Source organism: Deltaproteobacteria bacterium HGW-Deltaproteobacteria-4 (assembly GCA_002841765.1).
Lineage (GTDB): Bacteria > Desulfobacterota > Desulfuromonadia > Desulfuromonadales > UBA2197 > UBA2197.
Map to the genome: position 1 here is coordinate 1 of PHAV01000007.1, position 15,905 is coordinate 15,905.

Consider the following 15,905-nt stretch of genomic DNA (forward strand, 5'->3'; position numbering starts at 1 on the left):
GGCAGTCGAGCACGTCTTTCGGTATGGCCATCGGTTCCTCCAGTGGTTACGGGTTGTAACCGACGATGACCATTTACACAAAGTTTTTTACACCCTCGAGTAGCACGCGAGCAGGCTCGCAAAGACCTTCCACTTTCGACCTATACAGAAGCTTACTGGAAAATTGATCTTCATAACCTGCTTCATTTTCTTGCCCTCAGGATGGACTCTCACGCTCAGTACGAAATCAGGCAATATGCAAATGTTATTGGTAATGAGATAGTCAGTAAATGGGTTCCTATGGTATGGGAAGCATTTCTCGACTATCGGCTGAATGGAATTGCACTGTCTCAAATTGAAGTTGGTTTATTGGCATTGCTCTATGCAGGGAAGCAAGATGAGATGACAACTCAGCTGTTAGAAATGGGATGGATTAAAAAGCAAGAGCCGTTTTTTAAACTGTCGCGTGAAGCCGAAGAGTTCTCGGTTAAAACCAAGAAGATGGGAATTGATTTGCTTGCTGCTGTAACAGAAAAATAGTTTTTTTCACAATATGCTCATCAAACCCCACCAAATCTCCCTCTCCACAAAATCCCGCACCCCCATCCACCGGGGCGCCCCGCTTCACTACGTCTCCAACATCGAAATCGTCATCCTCCGTGGCGAAGAGCAGGAGAAGATCGCTTCACTAGAAAAAATCGCCGGGGTCAGGTCTTGCAATCAAAACTCCGCCTATTACCTCGATTTCAATTACAAAGACTCGCAGAACTGGGCGGCGAACCATGATCTCCGCATCGAGCATCGCGGCCGGGTCGCGCAGATCGATCATCTTCTGATCAATCGCTTGCTCGATATATTCGTTCTGGAGTCGAAGAACTATTAATACGGTATCAGGATTAGTGATCACAACTGATTCAGCTTCTCATAAAAAATCAGGTATGGAGTGTTTCAATTGAGCGGTAAACGAATTTTCATTACGGGTATAGCCGGTTTTTTAGGGAGTCATATTGCCGAGAGGTGTCTGGCTGAAGGATACCGGGTTTCGGGATGTGACAATCTGATGGGTGGCTATCTGGACAATGTTCCGGATGGCGCTGCGTTTCATCAAATCGACTGCAATGATTTTGCGTCCCTGGCCGCTTTGATGAAAGACGTCGATATTGTCTACCATTGCGCTGCCACAGCCTATGAAGGCCTCTCCGTATTCAGCCCGCATCTGGTCACCCGGAACGTTGTCACGGCGACCAGTGGCGTTGTTTCCGCAGCCGCGGCCGGAGGGGTGAAGCGCTTCGTTCTCTGTTCCTCCATGGCCAGGTACGGCACCAACAAGGTTCCCTTTGCCGAGGATATGGTACCGGCTCCTCAGGATCCCTACGGCATCGCCAAATGGTGTGCGGAACGTCTGCTGGCCAATATTGCCGAAACCCACGGCATGGAATGGGTGGTGGCGGTTCCTCACAATATCATCGGGCCCCGGCAGCGCTACGACGATCCTTATCGCAATGTCGCCGCGATCTTCATCAACCTGATGTTGCAGGGACGCCAACCTTATATCTACGGGGACGGCAATCAGCGCCGCTGCTTCAGTTTTGTCTCCGATGTGGTCGATCCTCTGCTGCGGATGGCCACCGACAACCGCTGTGTCCATGAGATCATCAATATCGGCCCTGACGATGAGTTTGTGACCATCAACGAACTTGCAACTACCATCGCCCGGCTCCTCGATTTTGATCTGCAGCCGAACCGGATCGAAAGCCGCCCCCAGGAGGTCTTCTTTGCCAACTGCTGCGCCGACAAAGCCCGTCGACTCCTTGATTACCAGCCGAAGGTGAAACTCGAAGAGGGATTGGCCGTGATGATCGACTGGATAAAGGCTCGCGGTCCCCGCCCTTTTGTCCACAATGTTGAGTTGGAAATAGACGGACCCCTCGCACCGAAGACTTGGTCGCAGAAGATCCTGTGACCAGGCTGCTTCTGAACGAACCTGATAGCGGGGCGCTCGCCGAAAAGGCCGCCACTCTGTTGGCACAGGCCACGGCTTTGGAGGGATCGCTGCATCTGCCCGGTGTGCGCGATGATTATCGCTCCCGGCTGGAGGAGGTTGTGCTGCTGGCCACCAGGGCGCTGGAGGGCGCGGGGGAAAGTCGAGAGGTTGCGTTGCTCCAATGGGTGTTGGTTCGGGCTTTGGGGGCCCGGGCCGAGGATGCGCGCTATGGTGCCGGGCAGCTCTCGCGCGGTTCTCAGCGGGCGCCGACATGGGAAGATTGCGAAGACGGCTGGCAGCGGGTCGAGGAGATTGCTGGCAATGCCGAAGAGGCGGCATGGGCGGCCGCAGGTTTTGCTCAGGCTTTGGATACGGCCAAAGCGAGAGCGCTGGCCCGCAGAGCTGAGGTTGCCGCAATCGCCGCCAGGAAAATCGTCCTGGAGCGCAACCGCGCTTATACGTTCCATGCCGATCCCGGCTTCTCCTTTGGCGAAGGCTGGTACCTGTCTGCCGCGGCCCTGTTGACCGGCCTTTCCATCCAGATCAGACCCGGCGCTCTCCAGGAATTGCAGGCCAAGCGATTCCTACACGATGCCGGCTTAACAGGAGCCCTTCGCCCCTATCGGTCTCGTCCGGCGAGTCCCAAGCATCTGACGCATATCATCGCCGCGGCTTTTCGCGCCGATGCGGCAGGAGCACAGTCCACCCTCCGCGCCGCCTTTCTGGGGGACGAATCGCCGTCGGCGACCTTACGAGCATGGATCGATGGCAAGGTGGGAGGAAAGGCAGAACAGAAGGTGCTCCTTTGGGTCCGAACGGGTGACCACGATGCCCAGCGCAATACCTGTTGCGATGAGTTGCGTCAGCTATCCAAACTGGTACTGAAGGCCGGGCTCACACCGATCTTTTTCGGCGATAGAGTCCCTCTGGAGCTGGTTACGGCGAGGGGAGTCAACCTGACCCTGTGCTGGAAAGAGCCGCTCTTCCAGGGGCCGGAGATGCGCCGGGTTCAACTGCAACTCTTTGAAGAGTTGCGATGCCGCCACGCTCTGGTGGGCCAGATTGGCGTGACCACTGCCGGCATGGACGGACCGGCGCTGATGGGATTGTCCACCCTTTATCTCACCCGGGAACGCAACGTCCGACTGGGCAAGTGGGTGGGAGCTGTTCCGGGATATCAGGAGGTCGTGCGGGTGCCTGGCTATTTCGAAATCATTCGCACCACCCTGCAGCAGTGGGCGCAGTGACCAGAGGAGGGGGCTGGCAATTGACCCGCTGCCGCCGGCTTTCCATCCGTCAGCATTGTTATCATCCCCACAACAATAGGAGCAAACCTCATGGCCATGACCGTAGAAATCAAAGGGAACAAGCTCTGTATCGAGATCGATCTCGAAAAACCGACCCCCTCGGCCTCCAGGAAGACCCTGGTCGTCGCCAGCACCCGCGGCAATGCCGTCACCACCGCCGAGGTCGACGGCAAGCCGATCACTATCGGCTTGAATGCTTATATCAAGCCGTAGTCTTTGTCGGCAAAAGGCATTTTTCACACGGATTTAACGGATGGGACGGATCAGGGCAGATTAAAGGCTTTGGGAAGGTAAACACCAGGAGACTGGATTAGTTTGATCCGATGTTATCCGTCAAATCCGTGTCATCCGTGTGCCGGCTATAAAAGAGACAGCGGCGCTACCGACTCATCGCGCCTTCCTTGAGATTAAGGGGGGCGCTGTTGTATTATATTCGACCACGACACCATCTTTATAACGAGGATATTGCATGCGACTCAGTTACAACCCCATCGGCACTTGCGCCAAACAGATCGATATCGAGATTGAGGACGGGCTGATCGCCAGCGCCGACTTCATCGGCGGCTGCGCCGGCAATACCACGGCAGTGGCCGTCCTGGTCAAGGGGATGGAGGTCGACGAGGCGGTGCGCCGCCTCAAGGGGATCGCCTGTCAGGGCGACACCTCGTGCCCGGATCAGTTGGCACGGGCGCTGGAGATGGCGAGTGCTGGATTAATAGCCAAAGGAGAACAGAAATGAAGGTCATGATCGATCTCTGTATTGTTCCGCTCGGGGTCGGGGTCTCCCTCTCCCCTTATATTGCTGCTTGCGAAAAAGTCCTCAGTGCGGCGGGACTGAAGACGGCGCTTCATGCGTATGGTACAAATGTGGAAGGGGAGTGGGATGAGGTCTTTGCCGCGGTCAAGCGCTGCCATGAAGCAGTGCATGAGCTGGGGGCGCCGCGGATCACCACCACGATCAAGGTGGGGACGCGGACCGATCGGGCCCAGAGTATGGAAGAGAAGATCGCGAGCGTGCAGGAGAAGCTGTAATTTTGCCGCCGCCTGGCAGGTCAATCACCATCGCCTTGAACGCTTATAGCAAGCCGTAGTTCAGAGAGCATTTTTCACACGGATTTAACGGATGGGACGGATCAGGGCAGATTAAAGGCTTTTGTGGGGTTAAAATCAAAGGCATATTTTCGCTTGATCCGCAGCTATCCGTCAGATCCGTGTCATCCGTGTGCTGGATGTAAAAGTTTTTACAGGAAGTCCTATCACTTCAATTTAATCCATTTCCGATTCTGAAGGAGGAAACGATGAAAAAGATACTGCTGGTTATAGCGGGAGTAATGGTTTGGGCAATGGCGGCGCAGGCGGCGGACGAGAGCCTCTTCAGCACCCATCTCTTTGCCAAGTTTCAAGTAAAAGCCTGCACGGTCTGCCACGATTTTCACAGTCAGGAGCGCGGCGGCCTTGCCTTTGCCAGCCACAAGGGGCGCGCTCCTGTCTCCTGCACGGGCTGCCATCGTCAGGCGGTGACCGGTTTTGAGCACCCCGAGGAGTGGTTTGCCCAGCCCGATCTTTATAAGTCGGGGATGGATGCCCGTGAAACCTGCGAAACGATCAAGAAGGCGGCGCATGCCGAGTTCAAGAGTCAGGCTCTGCTGGCCAGAGAGATGAAGAAGCACCTCTTCGAAGATCCGCGCGTATTGTGGGGGATTGAAGGGGCGACGGCTAACAGTGGCAAGCTCCCTGGCGGCAAGGCCGAAACGGATCTGGTCAAAGGGGGGATGGAGCGCTGGAAGGCGGAGGTAAATGCCTGGATCGACGGCGGGATGAAGTGCGAGTAAACCAATGAGGAGGGGGGATTATGCTGCATGAAGAGTTAACCAACAGAGTTATTTGTGCTTATTACAATGTTTACAACATGCTCGGCTATGGTTTTTTGGAAAAGGTCTACGAGAACGCCCTTGCACTGGAATTGCGAAAGAGCGACCTGCAGGTTGGGCAGCAAGAGGGCGTCAAGGTCTTTTATCGGGGGGAACAGGTTGGTGATTATTATGCCGACATGGTCGTCAATGGTTTGGTCATTTTGGAATTGAAAGCTGCTGACTCATTAAGGTGTGAGCACTTTGCGCAATTGACCAATTATTTGAAGGCGACTGAGAAAGAAGTCGGGTTGCTGCTGAATTTTGGGAAAAAACCGGAATTTAAGAGAATCCTTTTGACGAATGACAAAAAGCGTTTCACACGGATTTAACGGATGAGACGGATCAGGGCGGATTAAGGGCTTTTTGAGGTTAAAATCAAAGAGTCAGTTTTTGGCTTGATCTGAAGTTATCCGTCAAATCCGTGTCATCCGTGTGCAGGTTCTACTGTTCCGTACCAAGAAAGGACCTCCGGTGAACCGTTACGGCCTCGTGACCTGCTTCTTGCTACTGATTCTGACTGCGTCGGCGACGGCTGGAATTGTCGAACCCGTCCCGGTGCCGGAGGTGATCCTCGTTGCCCCGGTCGATCCGCTCATCGCCCCGTCCGGCCAGCTCATCGAAGAGAAGCGGCGGCTCGACAAGAAGCAGTCGCTGCGCCCGCTGGCGCTGGTTGCGCACAAGCCGAATTACCTGATTGGCAGCTACTACTTCTCCGCACCGCAAACCGCCCCTTTTGAAGCCCAGTTCCCTGAAGAGGATATCAGTATCAGCCCGGTGGAACTCAAGTTCCAGTTCAGTCTCAAGACCCTGCTGATTTCCGATTTGATCGGCAAAACCGGCGATCTCTGGGTCGGCTACACCAATCGCAGCTTCTGGCAGGCTTTCAACGCCCAACGCTCCTCCCCTTTTCGGGAAACCAACCATGAACCCGAGGCCTGGTTCGATTTTGCCACCGACCGCCAGCTCGGCTCCCTCCACTTCAAGGGGGCCAATCTCGGTCTGATGCACCAGTCCAACGGCCAGTGGGGGGAAGTCTCCCGCAGCTGGAACCGGATCTATGGTCTCTTCATATTCCAGCAGGGGGATCTTTACTTTGCGCTTAAACCCTGGTGGCGTCTCCCCGAGTCGCGCAGCGATGATGACAATCCCGATATCGAGAAATATCTTGGCAACTTTGAATTCTATGCCCTCAAGAACTGGCGCAATCAGAGTCTCGGCATCATGCTCCGCAACAACCTGCGCTTCGCCGCCAACAATCGCGGCGCGGTGCAGCTCGATTATAACTTTCCGATCCATAACCAGCTGCGCGGCTACCTGCAATACTTCTCCGGCTACGGCGAGAGTCTCATCGACTACGACCACCGCATCAACACCCTCGGAATCGGGGTGATGTTGTCGAACTGGCTGTAACCAATTCTTACGGTTTCTCAATCTGCAGATCGTCGTACCACGCCTCGGCACTGGCGCCGGTGTTGTCAGTATCGGTCATGATGGCGATCGCCCCGACCGCCGGCGGCTCTGCACCGAAGAGGTTCCGGTAATCCTCCAGCACATTGCGCTTCGCTCTCTGCCATTCTCCGACTTTCTCTGTGCCACTCTCCACCGCCACCATCATTGCATTCCCCGTATAAGGGCTCGGCACCGTCGTACCTTTGGCGAGGGTGTTCCCCCAGACATAGCTGATCGTTCTGGTTTTCGGGAAGAACCAGTGCGGGAAGATCACATAAACGCGGGCGGCATAGTCGTCGCCGTTCTTCGTCCTTTCATTGGCCTTGGGGATGATCCCCTTGACCTTCCAGCGCCAGCTGAGGATGGGATAGTCCTGCAAGAGGTACTCTTTCTTGAAGACGAGGCCGGAGGCTGCCCCCTGACTTCGTGCCTGCAACACCTTGCCCGTTTTCTCCGTCACGACCTGATAGCTGGTCTTGCCACGAAAAGACTTCTCTTCCCAGCGCGGACTGAGCCCCTGCTCAAAATCGTCGATGCGGAGGATCTCCCCGGCCAGGGCGGTCGCCACTCCGGCGCCGAGCAACAGTAAAGAAAAAAGAATCCGTCGTTGCATCAGTAACCGTCCAATCCGGAGGCCGCATCGCGCTGGCGGCGGCTCTCCCCTTCGTGGATCACCCTGATCGCACTGACCCCTTCGACCGGGCACTTGGTTTCACAGATCCCGCAGCCGATACACAGCTTCTTGACCACCACCGGCTGTTTGAGGCGACGGGTGACGCCGCCGTAGGTGATGTCACGTTCGTCGAAGATGATCGCTTTCTTGCCGGTCGGGCAGTGCTCTTCGCAGACCAGACACTCTTCGCCGCGGGCGTAGGGGAGGCAAAGGTTCTTGTCGAAGACCGCCAGGCCGATGACCGTCTTGCGCTTGACCTCGAGGCTGAGCTCCTTGATCGCCCCGGTCGGGCAGACCTGACCGCAGAGGGTGCAGTTGTATTCACAGTAGCCGAGGCGGGCCATGAGCAGCGGCGTCCACAGGCCGGTGACCCCGGCCTGGAGGAAGGCGGGGTGGAGAGCGCTGCCGATGCAGACCTTCATGCACTCGCCGCAGCGGATGCAGCGGCGCAGGAATTCTGCTTCGTCGACGGCGCCGGGGGGCCGCAGCAGCGTGGAGTTGTGCAGACGAGCATCCGGTTCAATGCGGATCGACGGCGCGATCAGGAGCCCGCCGGCGGCGGCAACCAGGACGCCGCGCCGGGTGAGATCGGTGCTGACCTCGGGGCTCGGCTGCGGCGACCAGCTGAAGGTGACCCGGCGCTGTGGGCAGTAATCGCCGCAATCGAAGCAGCGGATACATTCCGACTTGCGCACTGTTTCCGTCCCCACCGCCGCCATCCGGCAGGCGCTGGCGCAGAGCGCGCAGTCGCTGCAGAGTTTAGACGGGGTGCGGCGCAGCAGGGCATAGCGGGAAGAGAGGCCGAGGAGCCCGCCGAGGGGGCAAAGGTTCTTGCACCAGAAGCGGCGTTCGACCCGCTCCAGGGCGAGGATGCACAGAAAGATCAGCAGGGTGAAGAGGCCGAGGGTGAAGAAAGGGGGGCGGAAGGCCATCAGATGGTCGCGCCAGAAAGGGAAGAGCTGATTAATCGCCGGCGAAACCACCGGCACCGGGTGCTGCCAGGCCGCGTCAAAGAGGGCGTTGGCGCCGAGATTGTAAGTCGGATACAGGGCAAAGGTCAGGGTGCGCAGGAAGATTGCCAGCGGATCGAAAAGACCGAAGAGTTGCACGCCGAGGAGGGCGGCGACGCTGAGGACGATGAGGAGCAGGTACTTGATCTGCCGCCAGCCCGGCTTGACGATGATTCTCCCTTGGCCGATGACAGTGCCGCAGCCGTCGAGGGTCGTGCCGAGCGGGCAGATCCAGCCGCAGAAGAAACGGCCGGCAACGGCGGTTAAGAGGAGGACGAGGAGGGCCGGCCAGAGGAGGTTCAGGTGCGGCGCACCGGGGGCAAAGAGGTCGGCGAGGAGCGCCAGGGGGTCAATCCGGAAGAGGAGGGAGACCGGCCAGGAAAGACGGTCCTCCCCCCGGTACTCGGTGGCGACAAAGAGGGCAAGAAAGCCGAGAAGGCAGATCAGTTGAACGCTACGACGCAGGCGGCGCCAACGATTCACGCTGCTCACACCATTCGGACTTTCTGCAGATCGAGGGTGCCGAGGCCGCGTTTGGCGCCGGCGACGATAAAGGAGATATCGCGCGGCTGCAGGCCGAAGAGGGTGGCGCTGTAGGCATCGGCGGCAACGATATCGGGTGAGGCGATGATGGTGTCGAGGATCTTGACATCCTTCAGTTGCCCGCCCTGCGGGCCGTTGGCGACCAGGATACGGGTGGCGTCGACGATGGTGAGATCGGAGCGGATAACGGTGTTGATGTCGGCAAGGGCTTCGGCGATGTTGCGGTGCATGGTGCCGCGATTGCCGCCGATCACCCCCATGATGTTCTTCATGCCGACGGTGACGGTGGAGATGCTGTGATGTTTGGCGATCGGCAGATTGATGAAGCGGTCGGCGTCCAGAGCGGGTTGGTAAAAGGACCAGCGCTGCTGATCGATGCCTCCCTTGATATCGACATCGATAAAGGCGCGGCGGTCGATCTGTTCCATGCTGACTTTTGGCGATTTGAGACCCTCGACAGCGCCGGCAATGCCGCTCTGCACATAACAGCGGCGCGGATCGTTGCAGGTGCGGTCAAAGACCAGAACCTTTTTGGCGCCGGCTTCGAGGCAGAGTTCAACAACGGTGCGGACAACCAGGGGGTGGGTATTGGCGGCGAGTTCGACGGTACGGTCCCAGCCGATATTCGGCTTGACCACCACCACTTCACCGGCCTTGACAAAGGCACTCATGCCGCCGAGGGCGGTAACGGCAGCACGGACGGTGGTGGGGATATCCTTCCCCTTGCGCACTGCCAGGGGCGGGGTCAGGGGCGCGGGGGACGCCAGGGCGGTCAGGTCGAGCCAGGGCGTGCCGCCGATAGCGGCCGCGGCGATGGCCAGTTGCAGGCTGGAACGGATAAATTCACGACGATCCATACGACCTCCCCTGTCGCCGGCACCGTCACCGGCTTACTGGATAATGGCCCCCTCGTTACCGGCCGGGCCGGGCTCGATAGCACCGAAGTTGGCTTCAAAGCGGCGGACATTCTCTTCCAGGGCGAGGAGAAGACGTTTGGCATGGCGGGGGGAGGTGATGATGCGCGCCCGGACTTTCCCCTGCGGTGTTTGCGGTTGCAGATATACAAAATCGATGGTGAACTCGCTGTCGGTATGATTAATGATCCCGAGATTGGCATAGATCCCCTGGGCAGTTGCTTCATCGATCTGGATTTCGAGTTTCTGTTCTTTCTTTTCCATTCTTCTTCTCCTTGGGCTTCATGGATGGGTGCGGCGAAAAATCAGGGGACAAGTCTGGTGAGCATGTTCGGTTTCTGCAGGGCCGGTTCGATGATTTCAATTGTCTGACCGGTCTTGATTCCGAAGATTTTTGCTTCGATGCCGCTGGGAAAGATCGCAACAACATCATACTTTTTGGCAGCGTCCAGGCCGAAGTGGGCAACCTTCGGCTCCTGGGCAGAGAAACCGGTGGCGGAGCGGACCTCGCGCAGGGAAAGAAGCTTGTTCTTGCTGTTTTCGAAGATTTTGATCTTGCTGCCGTAGGCGTCACGATTGGAGACGGTGCCGGTCAGCTTCACTTTCAGCCAGTTTTTGTCATCCTGGGTATTTTTAAAGAGTTTGTTCGGCGCGCCCCAGTTGACCACGTAAAGATCGAGGTCGCCATCGTTATCGATATCGGCAAAGGCGGTTGCCTTGGTGCGAACGGTTTCGCACTTGAGGATCGGCTGTTTGCTGATCTGATTGGTGAACGTCCCTTTGCCGTCGTTGATGTAGAGCTGGTTGGCGAGCTTGCAATCCCCTTCGTAAAGGTCGAGGTCGCCGTCGTGATCGATGTCACCGAAGGTCGGGCCTTTGCCCCAGCCATCGTGTCCACCCTTGATCTGGCTGATCGTCTTGGTGAAGCTGCCCTTGCCGTTGTTGAGATAGAGGTTGTGCGGGCCGACATAGTTGGAGACGTAGAGATCGAGATCGCCATCGTTGTCGATATCGGCAAAGGTGGCGCCCATGCCCCAGTTCGGATCGTCGACACCGGCCGGCTGTGCCGTCTCGGTGAAGGTGCCGTTCCGGTTGTTGATGTAGAGTTTGTTCGGCTGACCGCGGGAATAACTGCCGTTGACGACATAAAGATCCGGGAAATTGTCGTTGTTAATATCGGACCAGATCCCCATCCAGCTCGACGAGCGGTCGCCGACGCCGGCCAGTTCGGTGACATCGCTGAAGGTGCCGTTGCCATTGTTGCGATAAAGAATATTCTTCTGGTCGTCACCGGAGTTGGCGCAGAAAATGTCGAGCCAGCCGTCATTGTCGTAATCGACAAAGGAAGCGCTGGAGGTAAAGGCTTTCAGGCCGACGCCGGCTTTTTCAGTGACATCGGTGAAGGTGTTGTCGCCATTATTGCGGAAGAGGCGGTTTGCCTCGGCTTGAGTCTGGCCCCCGGTGGCGAGGTAGAGGTCAGCATAACCGTCATTGTCATAGTCGCCAAAGACGCTTCCCATCGAGAAGCCCGGATGATCGATCCCCTTGCCGGCCCTTGCGGTGATCTCTTCAAACCTGCCGTTGCCTTTATTGAGAAAGAGTTTGTTGACACCGCCTTTATTGGAGACGTAAAGATCGACGAGTCCGTCGTTATTGATGTCGGCGAAAGCGACCCCCTTGCCGAGTCCGTCGTCAGCCACGCCCGCAGAGATTGAGATGTCAACAAAGTCTTTGGCACTCGCCAGAGTTGTCAGCAGGCTCAGCGCCGTCGCGATTATGCAGGCCAACCATAGGTTTTTACTCATAAACATCACCTTTTCGCTGGTCATCAGGTCTTGCGCCGCTTCGATGACTGTGGAAAATCAAGGAAAAAAAGTTGGTCATAACCCCTCAAAGATCGTTGAGGAGGCGGTAAATCGCCTGCTGCAAATCCCAGACGCTGTCCGCCGCTTCGTCCTGATCGCGCTCTTCCAAAAGGAGGCGGGCGCGATCGAGCTGGCTGTGGGCCTTGAGCAGGACCGGTGTCAGTTGGGTTTCGAGACGGATGCGGGGAATCTCCCCGACCTGATCAAGCAATTCACGGAGTTGAGTCGCGGCTCCGGCGACGATACGGCTTTCTCCGGAGAGGTCTTCGCTACCGGCGGCGAGGAGGGTTTGGCAGGTTTCAAGCTCTGCAACAATCTGCCGATAACGATCGGAAATAGTCATGATGTCTCCTGAAATGACCACCGCAATCAGGGCGTGGCCGGTCTCTTCCATTTTTAATGGCGGCATTATAAAGAAAAGGAGGGAGTTCGTCCAGCAGGGAAACGTCTTTTAACATTTGTATCGGTATCGGTAAAAAATAGTGGGGCAAAATCCGAACGGAAAGGGTTCGCGGCATGATCACTGATAAGCGATTGCAATTGGCGGAATGACAAGGTAATTTGTGCGGCGGCAGGTCGAAAATGAATCCGTGGAAGGCAAGGGAGATCAGCGATGCGGCAAGTGCGGATTATCGGAAAAGAGGCATTTCTTCCCTTGGGGAAGATCGTCTGTGTTGCGCGAAATTACGCCGAACATATTCGGGAACTCGGCAATGAAGTCCCGGATCGTCCGGTCTTCTTCATGAAACCGGCGAGCAGCGTCATCAGCGCCGGGGGTAGCATCGTCATCCCGCCGTATTCACAGGACTGTCAGCACGAAGTCGAGCTCGCCGTTCTCATCGGCTGCACCATCAAGGGGATTGCCGCCACCGAAGCGCTGAGTGCCGTGGCCGGCTACGGTGTTGCCCTCGATCTGACTCTGCGCGATGTCCAGAACGAATTGAAGAGCAAGGGCCTCCCCTGGGAGGTTGCCAAGGCTTTCGACACCGCCTGTCCCCTCTCCGACTTTGTTGCCGGCGATACGGTGCACGACCCTCAGAACCTCGCCATCTCCCTGCGGGTCAATGGTCAAGTGCGGCAGGACGCTTCAACGGCGCTGATGCTCCGTTCCATCCCCGAGTTGATCGCAGCAATCTCCGCCATCTTTACCTTGGAGCCCGGTGATGTCATCCTCACCGGCACCCCGGCCGGGGTCAGTCGTCTGCACTCCGGGGATAAGGTGACCGCCACCATCGCTGAGGTCGGCAGTCTCAGCGTTACCGTCGCCTGAGTGCGGGCAGGGATACTTTTATGTCACTTCTTTATGCGCTTGATCTCATCGGGACCGCTGCCTTTGCCGCGTCCGGGGCCTGGGCGGGAATCCGGCGGCAGATGGATCTCCTCGGCGTCATCGTCCTTGGACTGGTGACCGCCACCGGCGGCGGCACCCTCCGCGACATCCTCCTTGGCGATCTTCCTCCTTTCTCCCTCAAGGACGAAACCTACCTGTATACGTCGATTATCGTTTCCCTCGCCGTCTTTGTCGGGCATCGCCATTTTGAGCGTCTCCATCATCCGCTCCTTTATTTCGATGCCATCGGTCTCGGCACCTTTGTCGTCATCGGTACCGGCAAGGCGCTGGCGATGCAGGCCGGACCGCTTACCGCCATTCTCATGGGGGTGGCGACGGCCACCGCCGGCGGGATGGTGCGCGATGTCCTTTCCGGACAGGTGCCCCTGGTTCTGCAGCGGGAAGTTTATGCCTCCGCCTGTATCGCCGGCGGTGCCATCCTGGTGGTATTGCATGGCACCGCGGTCCCGCCGACCGTTGCCGTTATCGTCGCCGCCGTTGTTACCATCGCCATCCGGCTGCTGGCGATCTGGCGCAACTGGCAACTCCCGCGGGTGAGTGATCGCGCCCTTGACCGGTAGCCGCACGACGGTTGACCTAGGAACGGCGCTCCCGTATGATGCGCCCGGAAGGATCTAAAGGAGATGAACAATGGCATATAATTTGAAAAATCAGTTATGGCAGACCGGTGCCCTTGAGTGGTGGACCATCATAGACGGCGAAGATCATTATCTCGGCAGTCGGGAATTCCCCCTCCCTCCGGAAGAAGGGGATGAATGGACGGTTCGCGCCACCGGCGATCGTTTTTGTATTCGCGGCGGCGAGATTATCTTTCTCGGCAAGGGTGAGCCGCAGGTCTACCCGTGGTAATGTCCTGAATCCGTTGCTGCCTGGAGGTGCGCTCATGGCGATTACACTGCTCGACATGTTGCTGAATGCCAAAATGGTTACGCCGGCGCAGATCGACGATGCGCTGCAAAATCGCGTCTTCTTTGGCGGCAAGATCGGAACAAGTCTGGTCGAACTCGGTTTTTTGCGTGAAGAGGATCTCGCCCGGTTCCTCGGCCGCAAGCTGATGGTTCCTTATATCTCTCCCGAAGCCCTCCTCAACATTCCGGCCGAGACGATCGCTTGCATCCCCAAAGAGATGGCTCTTAAATATCGGGTTATTCCTCTGGAGATGAAGCAGAAGCGTTTGTCGCTGGTCATGTCCGATCCGGCGGATCTGGCGGCTGTCGACGAAATCAGTTTTATCACCGGTTTTGTCATCAAGCCGATGATCGCCCCGGAATTCCGTCTGCTGCAAGCGCTCAATCTTTATTATGGACTGCATATCAGCACCCGCTTTCAGCGGATTATCGACCGCTTGCAGAGCGAAGCCGTGGCGGCGAGCTGGGTGGAGCCCATGGCGGCTGCGGCGCCGGCGGTCACTGCACCTCCCGCTGTCATTGCGGCGGCAAGTGGTTCTGCTGAGGGCGTGATCGATCTTGTCGATCTTGATGAAGAAGTGTTGCGCCCCATTGACGCTGCGGCAGCGGGGCTCATCCCGGCTGCCGACAGTGAGCCGGTCGAGGGTGCCTGGGTCGAAAAATTGCAGCATTATGCGATTGACGAAATTTCCCGGCGTCTTGCTTATGTCGAAGACCGTGAAGAGATTGCCGCTGTTGTCCTGGAAGCATTAGCCTTGGAGTTCCATTGTGCGGCGCTCTTTATTGTTCGTGGCGATAATGCCTCCGGGTGGCGGGCATTCCGGAACGGTGTCGAAATCTCCGACTTTGAGATGACACATATCCCTTTTGCCCGGCCTTCGGTGCTAAAGACGGTGACGGAAGGGAAGAGTTATTACCTCGGACCATTGACAGCCAACCCCCTCAATCAACGTCTGCTTGCCGCTCTTTGCGGGCAAGCCCCGGCATCGGTGCTGGTCATGCCGGTGGTCGTCCTTGGCCGGGTCGTCGATATTCTTTATGTCGAAGGAGGGGAAGGCGATCTTGCTGACAGGCTGCCGGAGGTGCAGCGGCTTTTGAACAAAGCCGCCCTTGCGTTCGAGATTCTGATCTGTCGGGACAAGATTCTTTTGGGGTAGGAACAGGAAGGTCGATTTGAAAAAGATGCAGGCGCAGGGCTGGAAGGAATCAGCTGCTGCGCCTTTTTCTGTATGATCTCTTCCCCCTAAGAAAGGGCACGGATCGTCACAATCCCCAGCCAGGTGCAGAGGAGGCAGATGAAGACGCTCGCCAGAACATTGACAGCGGCGAGGAGGAACTGTCCGTCCTCTAAAAGTTTGAAGGTTTCGTAACTGAAAGTAGAGAAGGTTGTCAGCCCTCCCAGCAGGCCGACGGTCAGCCCCAGTCGCACGGTATCAGAGAGCGCGGTGCTGCGCAGCGCCAACTCCATGATCAGGCCGATCAGGTAGGCGCCGATAACGTTGACGACGAGAGTGCCGTAGGGAAAGGCGCGGCCGAGCAGAGAATAAACCCAGCCCGAAAGATAGTAGCGCGTCAGCCCCCCGCCGGCACAGAAGAGGGCGATCATCGCGGCTTTGTTCATGAAACCTTCCTTCTCTTCAAAAGCATTTCAGTCTTTATCGGGGATCACGATTTTCCATGCAGATAGTCGCCAAGGAGCGAGCGGCTGTGTTCGTCATCGTGGCAAAAGATGCAGAGGTTCTCCCAGTTACTGCCGTCAGCAGGATTATTGTTGTGATTGCCGTCTTTGTGGTGGACGGTCAACAGGTGCAAGGTGGCGAGATCGACCTCGCGGGCACATTTGGCGCAGATCCAGCCATGCAGCTTGAGAGAGCGTTCGCGGTAGTTGCTTGATGACTCCGCTTCGGCGCGCATGCGCCGGACCGTGGCGTCAATTTCAGCCTGACTCTTGGCCGGCTGCGGCCGCTTGTTGCGGGGACGGAAAGTGGTCATGGTTTGTTCCTTTTGTT

21 protein-coding genes and 1 pseudogene are annotated in these 15,905 nt (G+C 57.3%); 14 read left to right on the forward strand and 8 right to left on the reverse strand.

What is annotated here, in order from left to right; all coding sequences use genetic code 11:
- The first annotated feature begins 99 nt into the window (after window positions 1-99).
- The 10 genes and pseudogenes from CVU69_05930 (at window position 100) to CVU69_05975 (ending at window position 6,593) form a co-directional block, all read left to right on the forward strand.
- A pseudogene (locus tag CVU69_05930) lies at window positions 100-519 on the forward strand (thymidylate synthase (FAD)).
- A gap of 13 nt (window positions 520-532) precedes the next feature.
- On the forward strand, window positions 533-862 hold the full coding sequence (locus CVU69_05935) for a hypothetical protein (GenBank protein PKN12574.1): 330 nt from the start codon (window positions 533-535) through the stop codon (window positions 860-862).
- Between the two features lie 60 nt (window positions 863-922).
- On the forward strand, window positions 923-1,942 hold the full coding sequence (locus tag CVU69_05940; GenBank protein PKN12575.1) for an epimerase: 1,020 nt from the start codon (window positions 923-925) through the stop codon (window positions 1,940-1,942).
- Window positions 1,921-3,210, forward strand: a complete 1,290-nt coding sequence (locus CVU69_05945) for a hypothetical protein (protein PKN12576.1) — start codon at window positions 1,921-1,923, stop codon at window positions 3,208-3,210. The genes CVU69_05940 and CVU69_05945 overlap by 22 nt, the downstream gene beginning before the upstream one ends.
- A gap of 90 nt (window positions 3,211-3,300) precedes the next feature.
- Entirely contained in the window at window positions 3,301-3,483 is a 183-nt protein-coding gene (locus CVU69_05950; GenBank protein ID PKN12577.1) for a hypothetical protein, read from the forward strand.
- A gap of 256 nt (window positions 3,484-3,739) precedes the next feature.
- The gene (locus CVU69_05955; GenBank protein ID PKN12578.1) at window positions 3,740-4,009 is read left to right on the forward strand and encodes a TIGR03905 family protein; all 270 of its coding nucleotides are present in this window, start codon (window positions 3,740-3,742) and stop codon (window positions 4,007-4,009) included.
- Window positions 4,006-4,302: a hypothetical protein gene (locus CVU69_05960; protein PKN12579.1), complete on the forward strand. Its 297-nt coding sequence runs from the start codon at window positions 4,006-4,008 to the stop codon at window positions 4,300-4,302. Before CVU69_05955 ends, CVU69_05960 begins: the two co-directional genes overlap by 4 nt.
- A 266-nt stretch (window positions 4,303-4,568) precedes the next feature.
- Complete coding sequence (locus tag CVU69_05965) at window positions 4,569-5,102, forward strand: hypothetical protein (protein PKN12580.1); 534 nt, start codon at window positions 4,569-4,571, stop codon at window positions 5,100-5,102.
- A gap of 20 nt (window positions 5,103-5,122) precedes the next feature.
- Window positions 5,123-5,512, forward strand: coding sequence for a GxxExxY protein (locus CVU69_05970; GenBank protein ID PKN12581.1), 390 nt, complete (start codon window positions 5,123-5,125; stop codon window positions 5,510-5,512).
- Between the two features lie 160 nt (window positions 5,513-5,672).
- Window positions 5,673-6,593, forward strand: coding sequence for a phospholipase (locus tag CVU69_05975; protein PKN12705.1), 921 nt, complete (start codon window positions 5,673-5,675; stop codon window positions 6,591-6,593).
- A gap of 7 nt (window positions 6,594-6,600) precedes the next feature.
- On the opposite strand, the gene CVU69_05980 is transcribed toward CVU69_05975, so the two are convergent.
- The 6 genes from CVU69_05980 to CVU69_06005 all read right to left on the reverse strand — a co-directional run bounded on the left by CVU69_05980 (window position 6,601) and on the right by CVU69_06005 (window position 11,980).
- Entirely contained in the window at window positions 6,601-7,245 is a 645-nt protein-coding gene (locus CVU69_05980; GenBank protein PKN12582.1) for a hypothetical protein, read from the reverse strand.
- Window positions 7,245-8,807: a hypothetical protein gene (locus CVU69_05985; GenBank protein PKN12583.1), complete on the reverse strand. Its 1,563-nt coding sequence runs from the start codon at window positions 8,805-8,807 to the stop codon at window positions 7,245-7,247. Before CVU69_05985 ends, CVU69_05980 begins: the two co-directional genes overlap by 1 nt.
- A complete protein-coding gene (locus CVU69_05990; GenBank protein ID PKN12584.1) occupies window positions 8,804-9,715 on the reverse strand; it encodes a cytoplasmic protein in 912 nt (303 codons plus the stop codon). Before CVU69_05990 ends, CVU69_05985 begins: the two co-directional genes overlap by 4 nt.
- A gap of 33 nt (window positions 9,716-9,748) precedes the next feature.
- On the reverse strand, window positions 9,749-10,036 hold the full coding sequence (locus CVU69_05995; GenBank protein ID PKN12585.1) for a DUF3467 domain-containing protein: 288 nt from the start codon (window positions 10,034-10,036) through the stop codon (window positions 9,749-9,751).
- A gap of 41 nt (window positions 10,037-10,077) precedes the next feature.
- Complete coding sequence (locus CVU69_06000; GenBank protein PKN12586.1) at window positions 10,078-11,601, reverse strand: hypothetical protein; 1,524 nt, start codon at window positions 11,599-11,601, stop codon at window positions 10,078-10,080.
- Between the two features lie 61 nt (window positions 11,602-11,662).
- The gene (locus CVU69_06005) at window positions 11,663-11,980 is read right to left on the reverse strand and encodes a hypothetical protein (GenBank protein PKN12587.1); all 318 of its coding nucleotides are present in this window, start codon (window positions 11,978-11,980) and stop codon (window positions 11,663-11,665) included.
- 270 nt (window positions 11,981-12,250) lie between these two features.
- Here CVU69_06005 and CVU69_06010 point away from each other — a divergent pair, with 270 nt between their 5' ends.
- From CVU69_06010 to CVU69_06025, 4 genes are all read left to right on the forward strand, one after another.
- Window positions 12,251-12,907 (forward strand): acylpyruvase, encoded by a 657-nt coding sequence (locus CVU69_06010; protein PKN12588.1) that lies wholly within the window; start codon window positions 12,251-12,253, stop codon window positions 12,905-12,907.
- 20 nt (window positions 12,908-12,927) lie between these two features.
- Complete coding sequence (locus tag CVU69_06015; protein ID PKN12589.1) at window positions 12,928-13,548, forward strand: hypothetical protein; 621 nt, start codon at window positions 12,928-12,930, stop codon at window positions 13,546-13,548.
- A gap of 70 nt (window positions 13,549-13,618) precedes the next feature.
- Window positions 13,619-13,837, forward strand: a complete 219-nt coding sequence (locus CVU69_06020) for a hypothetical protein (GenBank protein ID PKN12590.1) — start codon at window positions 13,619-13,621, stop codon at window positions 13,835-13,837.
- 34 nt (window positions 13,838-13,871) lie between these two features.
- Complete coding sequence (locus CVU69_06025; protein ID PKN12591.1) at window positions 13,872-15,053, forward strand: general secretion pathway protein GspE; 1,182 nt, start codon at window positions 13,872-13,874, stop codon at window positions 15,051-15,053.
- 86 nt (window positions 15,054-15,139) lie between these two features.
- On the opposite strand, the gene CVU69_06030 is transcribed toward CVU69_06025, so the two are convergent.
- Together CVU69_06030 and CVU69_06035 are read right to left on the reverse strand one after the other, a co-directional pair.
- Window positions 15,140-15,517, reverse strand: a complete 378-nt coding sequence (locus CVU69_06030) for a fluoride efflux transporter CrcB (GenBank protein PKN12592.1) — start codon at window positions 15,515-15,517, stop codon at window positions 15,140-15,142.
- Between the two features lie 44 nt (window positions 15,518-15,561).
- Window positions 15,562-15,888: an HNH endonuclease gene (locus CVU69_06035; GenBank protein ID PKN12593.1), complete on the reverse strand. Its 327-nt coding sequence runs from the start codon at window positions 15,886-15,888 to the stop codon at window positions 15,562-15,564.
- Between the last annotated feature and the right edge of the window lie 17 nt (window positions 15,889-15,905).

Bases quoted from the DNA above. Each gene is read 5' to 3' on its own strand.
- CVU69_06005 (PKN12587.1), bottom strand. From the start codon at position 11,980: ATGACTATTTCCGATCGTTATCGGCAGATTGTTGCAGAGCTTGAAACC.
- CVU69_06010 (PKN12588.1), top strand. From the start codon at position 12,251: ATGCGGCAAGTGCGGATTATCGGAAAAGAGGCATTTCTTCCCTTGGGG.
- CVU69_05955 (PKN12578.1), top strand. From the start codon at position 3,740: ATGCGACTCAGTTACAACCCCATCGGCACTTGCGCCAAACAGATCGAT.
- CVU69_06030 (PKN12592.1), bottom strand. From the start codon at position 15,517: ATGAACAAAGCCGCGATGATCGCCCTCTTCTGTGCCGGCGGGGGGCTG.
- CVU69_05995 (PKN12585.1), bottom strand. From the start codon at position 10,036: ATGGAAAAGAAAGAACAGAAACTCGAAATCCAGATCGATGAAGCAACT.
- CVU69_06035 (PKN12593.1), bottom strand. From the start codon at position 15,888: ATGACCACTTTCCGTCCCCGCAACAAGCGGCCGCAGCCGGCCAAGAGT.
- CVU69_06025 (PKN12591.1), top strand. From the start codon at position 13,872: ATGGCGATTACACTGCTCGACATGTTGCTGAATGCCAAAATGGTTACG.
- CVU69_05960 (PKN12579.1), top strand. From the start codon at position 4,006: ATGAAGGTCATGATCGATCTCTGTATTGTTCCGCTCGGGGTCGGGGTC.
- CVU69_05950 (PKN12577.1), top strand. From the start codon at position 3,301: ATGGCCATGACCGTAGAAATCAAAGGGAACAAGCTCTGTATCGAGATC.
- CVU69_05990 (PKN12584.1), bottom strand. From the start codon at position 9,715: ATGGATCGTCGTGAATTTATCCGTTCCAGCCTGCAACTGGCCATCGCC.
- CVU69_06015 (PKN12589.1), top strand. From the start codon at position 12,928: ATGTCACTTCTTTATGCGCTTGATCTCATCGGGACCGCTGCCTTTGCC.
- CVU69_05935 (PKN12574.1), top strand. From the start codon at position 533: ATGCTCATCAAACCCCACCAAATCTCCCTCTCCACAAAATCCCGCACC.
- CVU69_06000 (PKN12586.1), bottom strand. From the start codon at position 11,601: ATGACCAGCGAAAAGGTGATGTTTATGAGTAAAAACCTATGGTTGGCC.
- CVU69_05970 (PKN12581.1), top strand. From the start codon at position 5,123: ATGCTGCATGAAGAGTTAACCAACAGAGTTATTTGTGCTTATTACAAT.
- CVU69_05980 (PKN12582.1), bottom strand. From the start codon at position 7,245: ATGCAACGACGGATTCTTTTTTCTTTACTGTTGCTCGGCGCCGGAGTG.
- CVU69_05965 (PKN12580.1), top strand. From the start codon at position 4,569: ATGAAAAAGATACTGCTGGTTATAGCGGGAGTAATGGTTTGGGCAATG.
- CVU69_06020 (PKN12590.1), top strand. From the start codon at position 13,619: ATGGCATATAATTTGAAAAATCAGTTATGGCAGACCGGTGCCCTTGAG.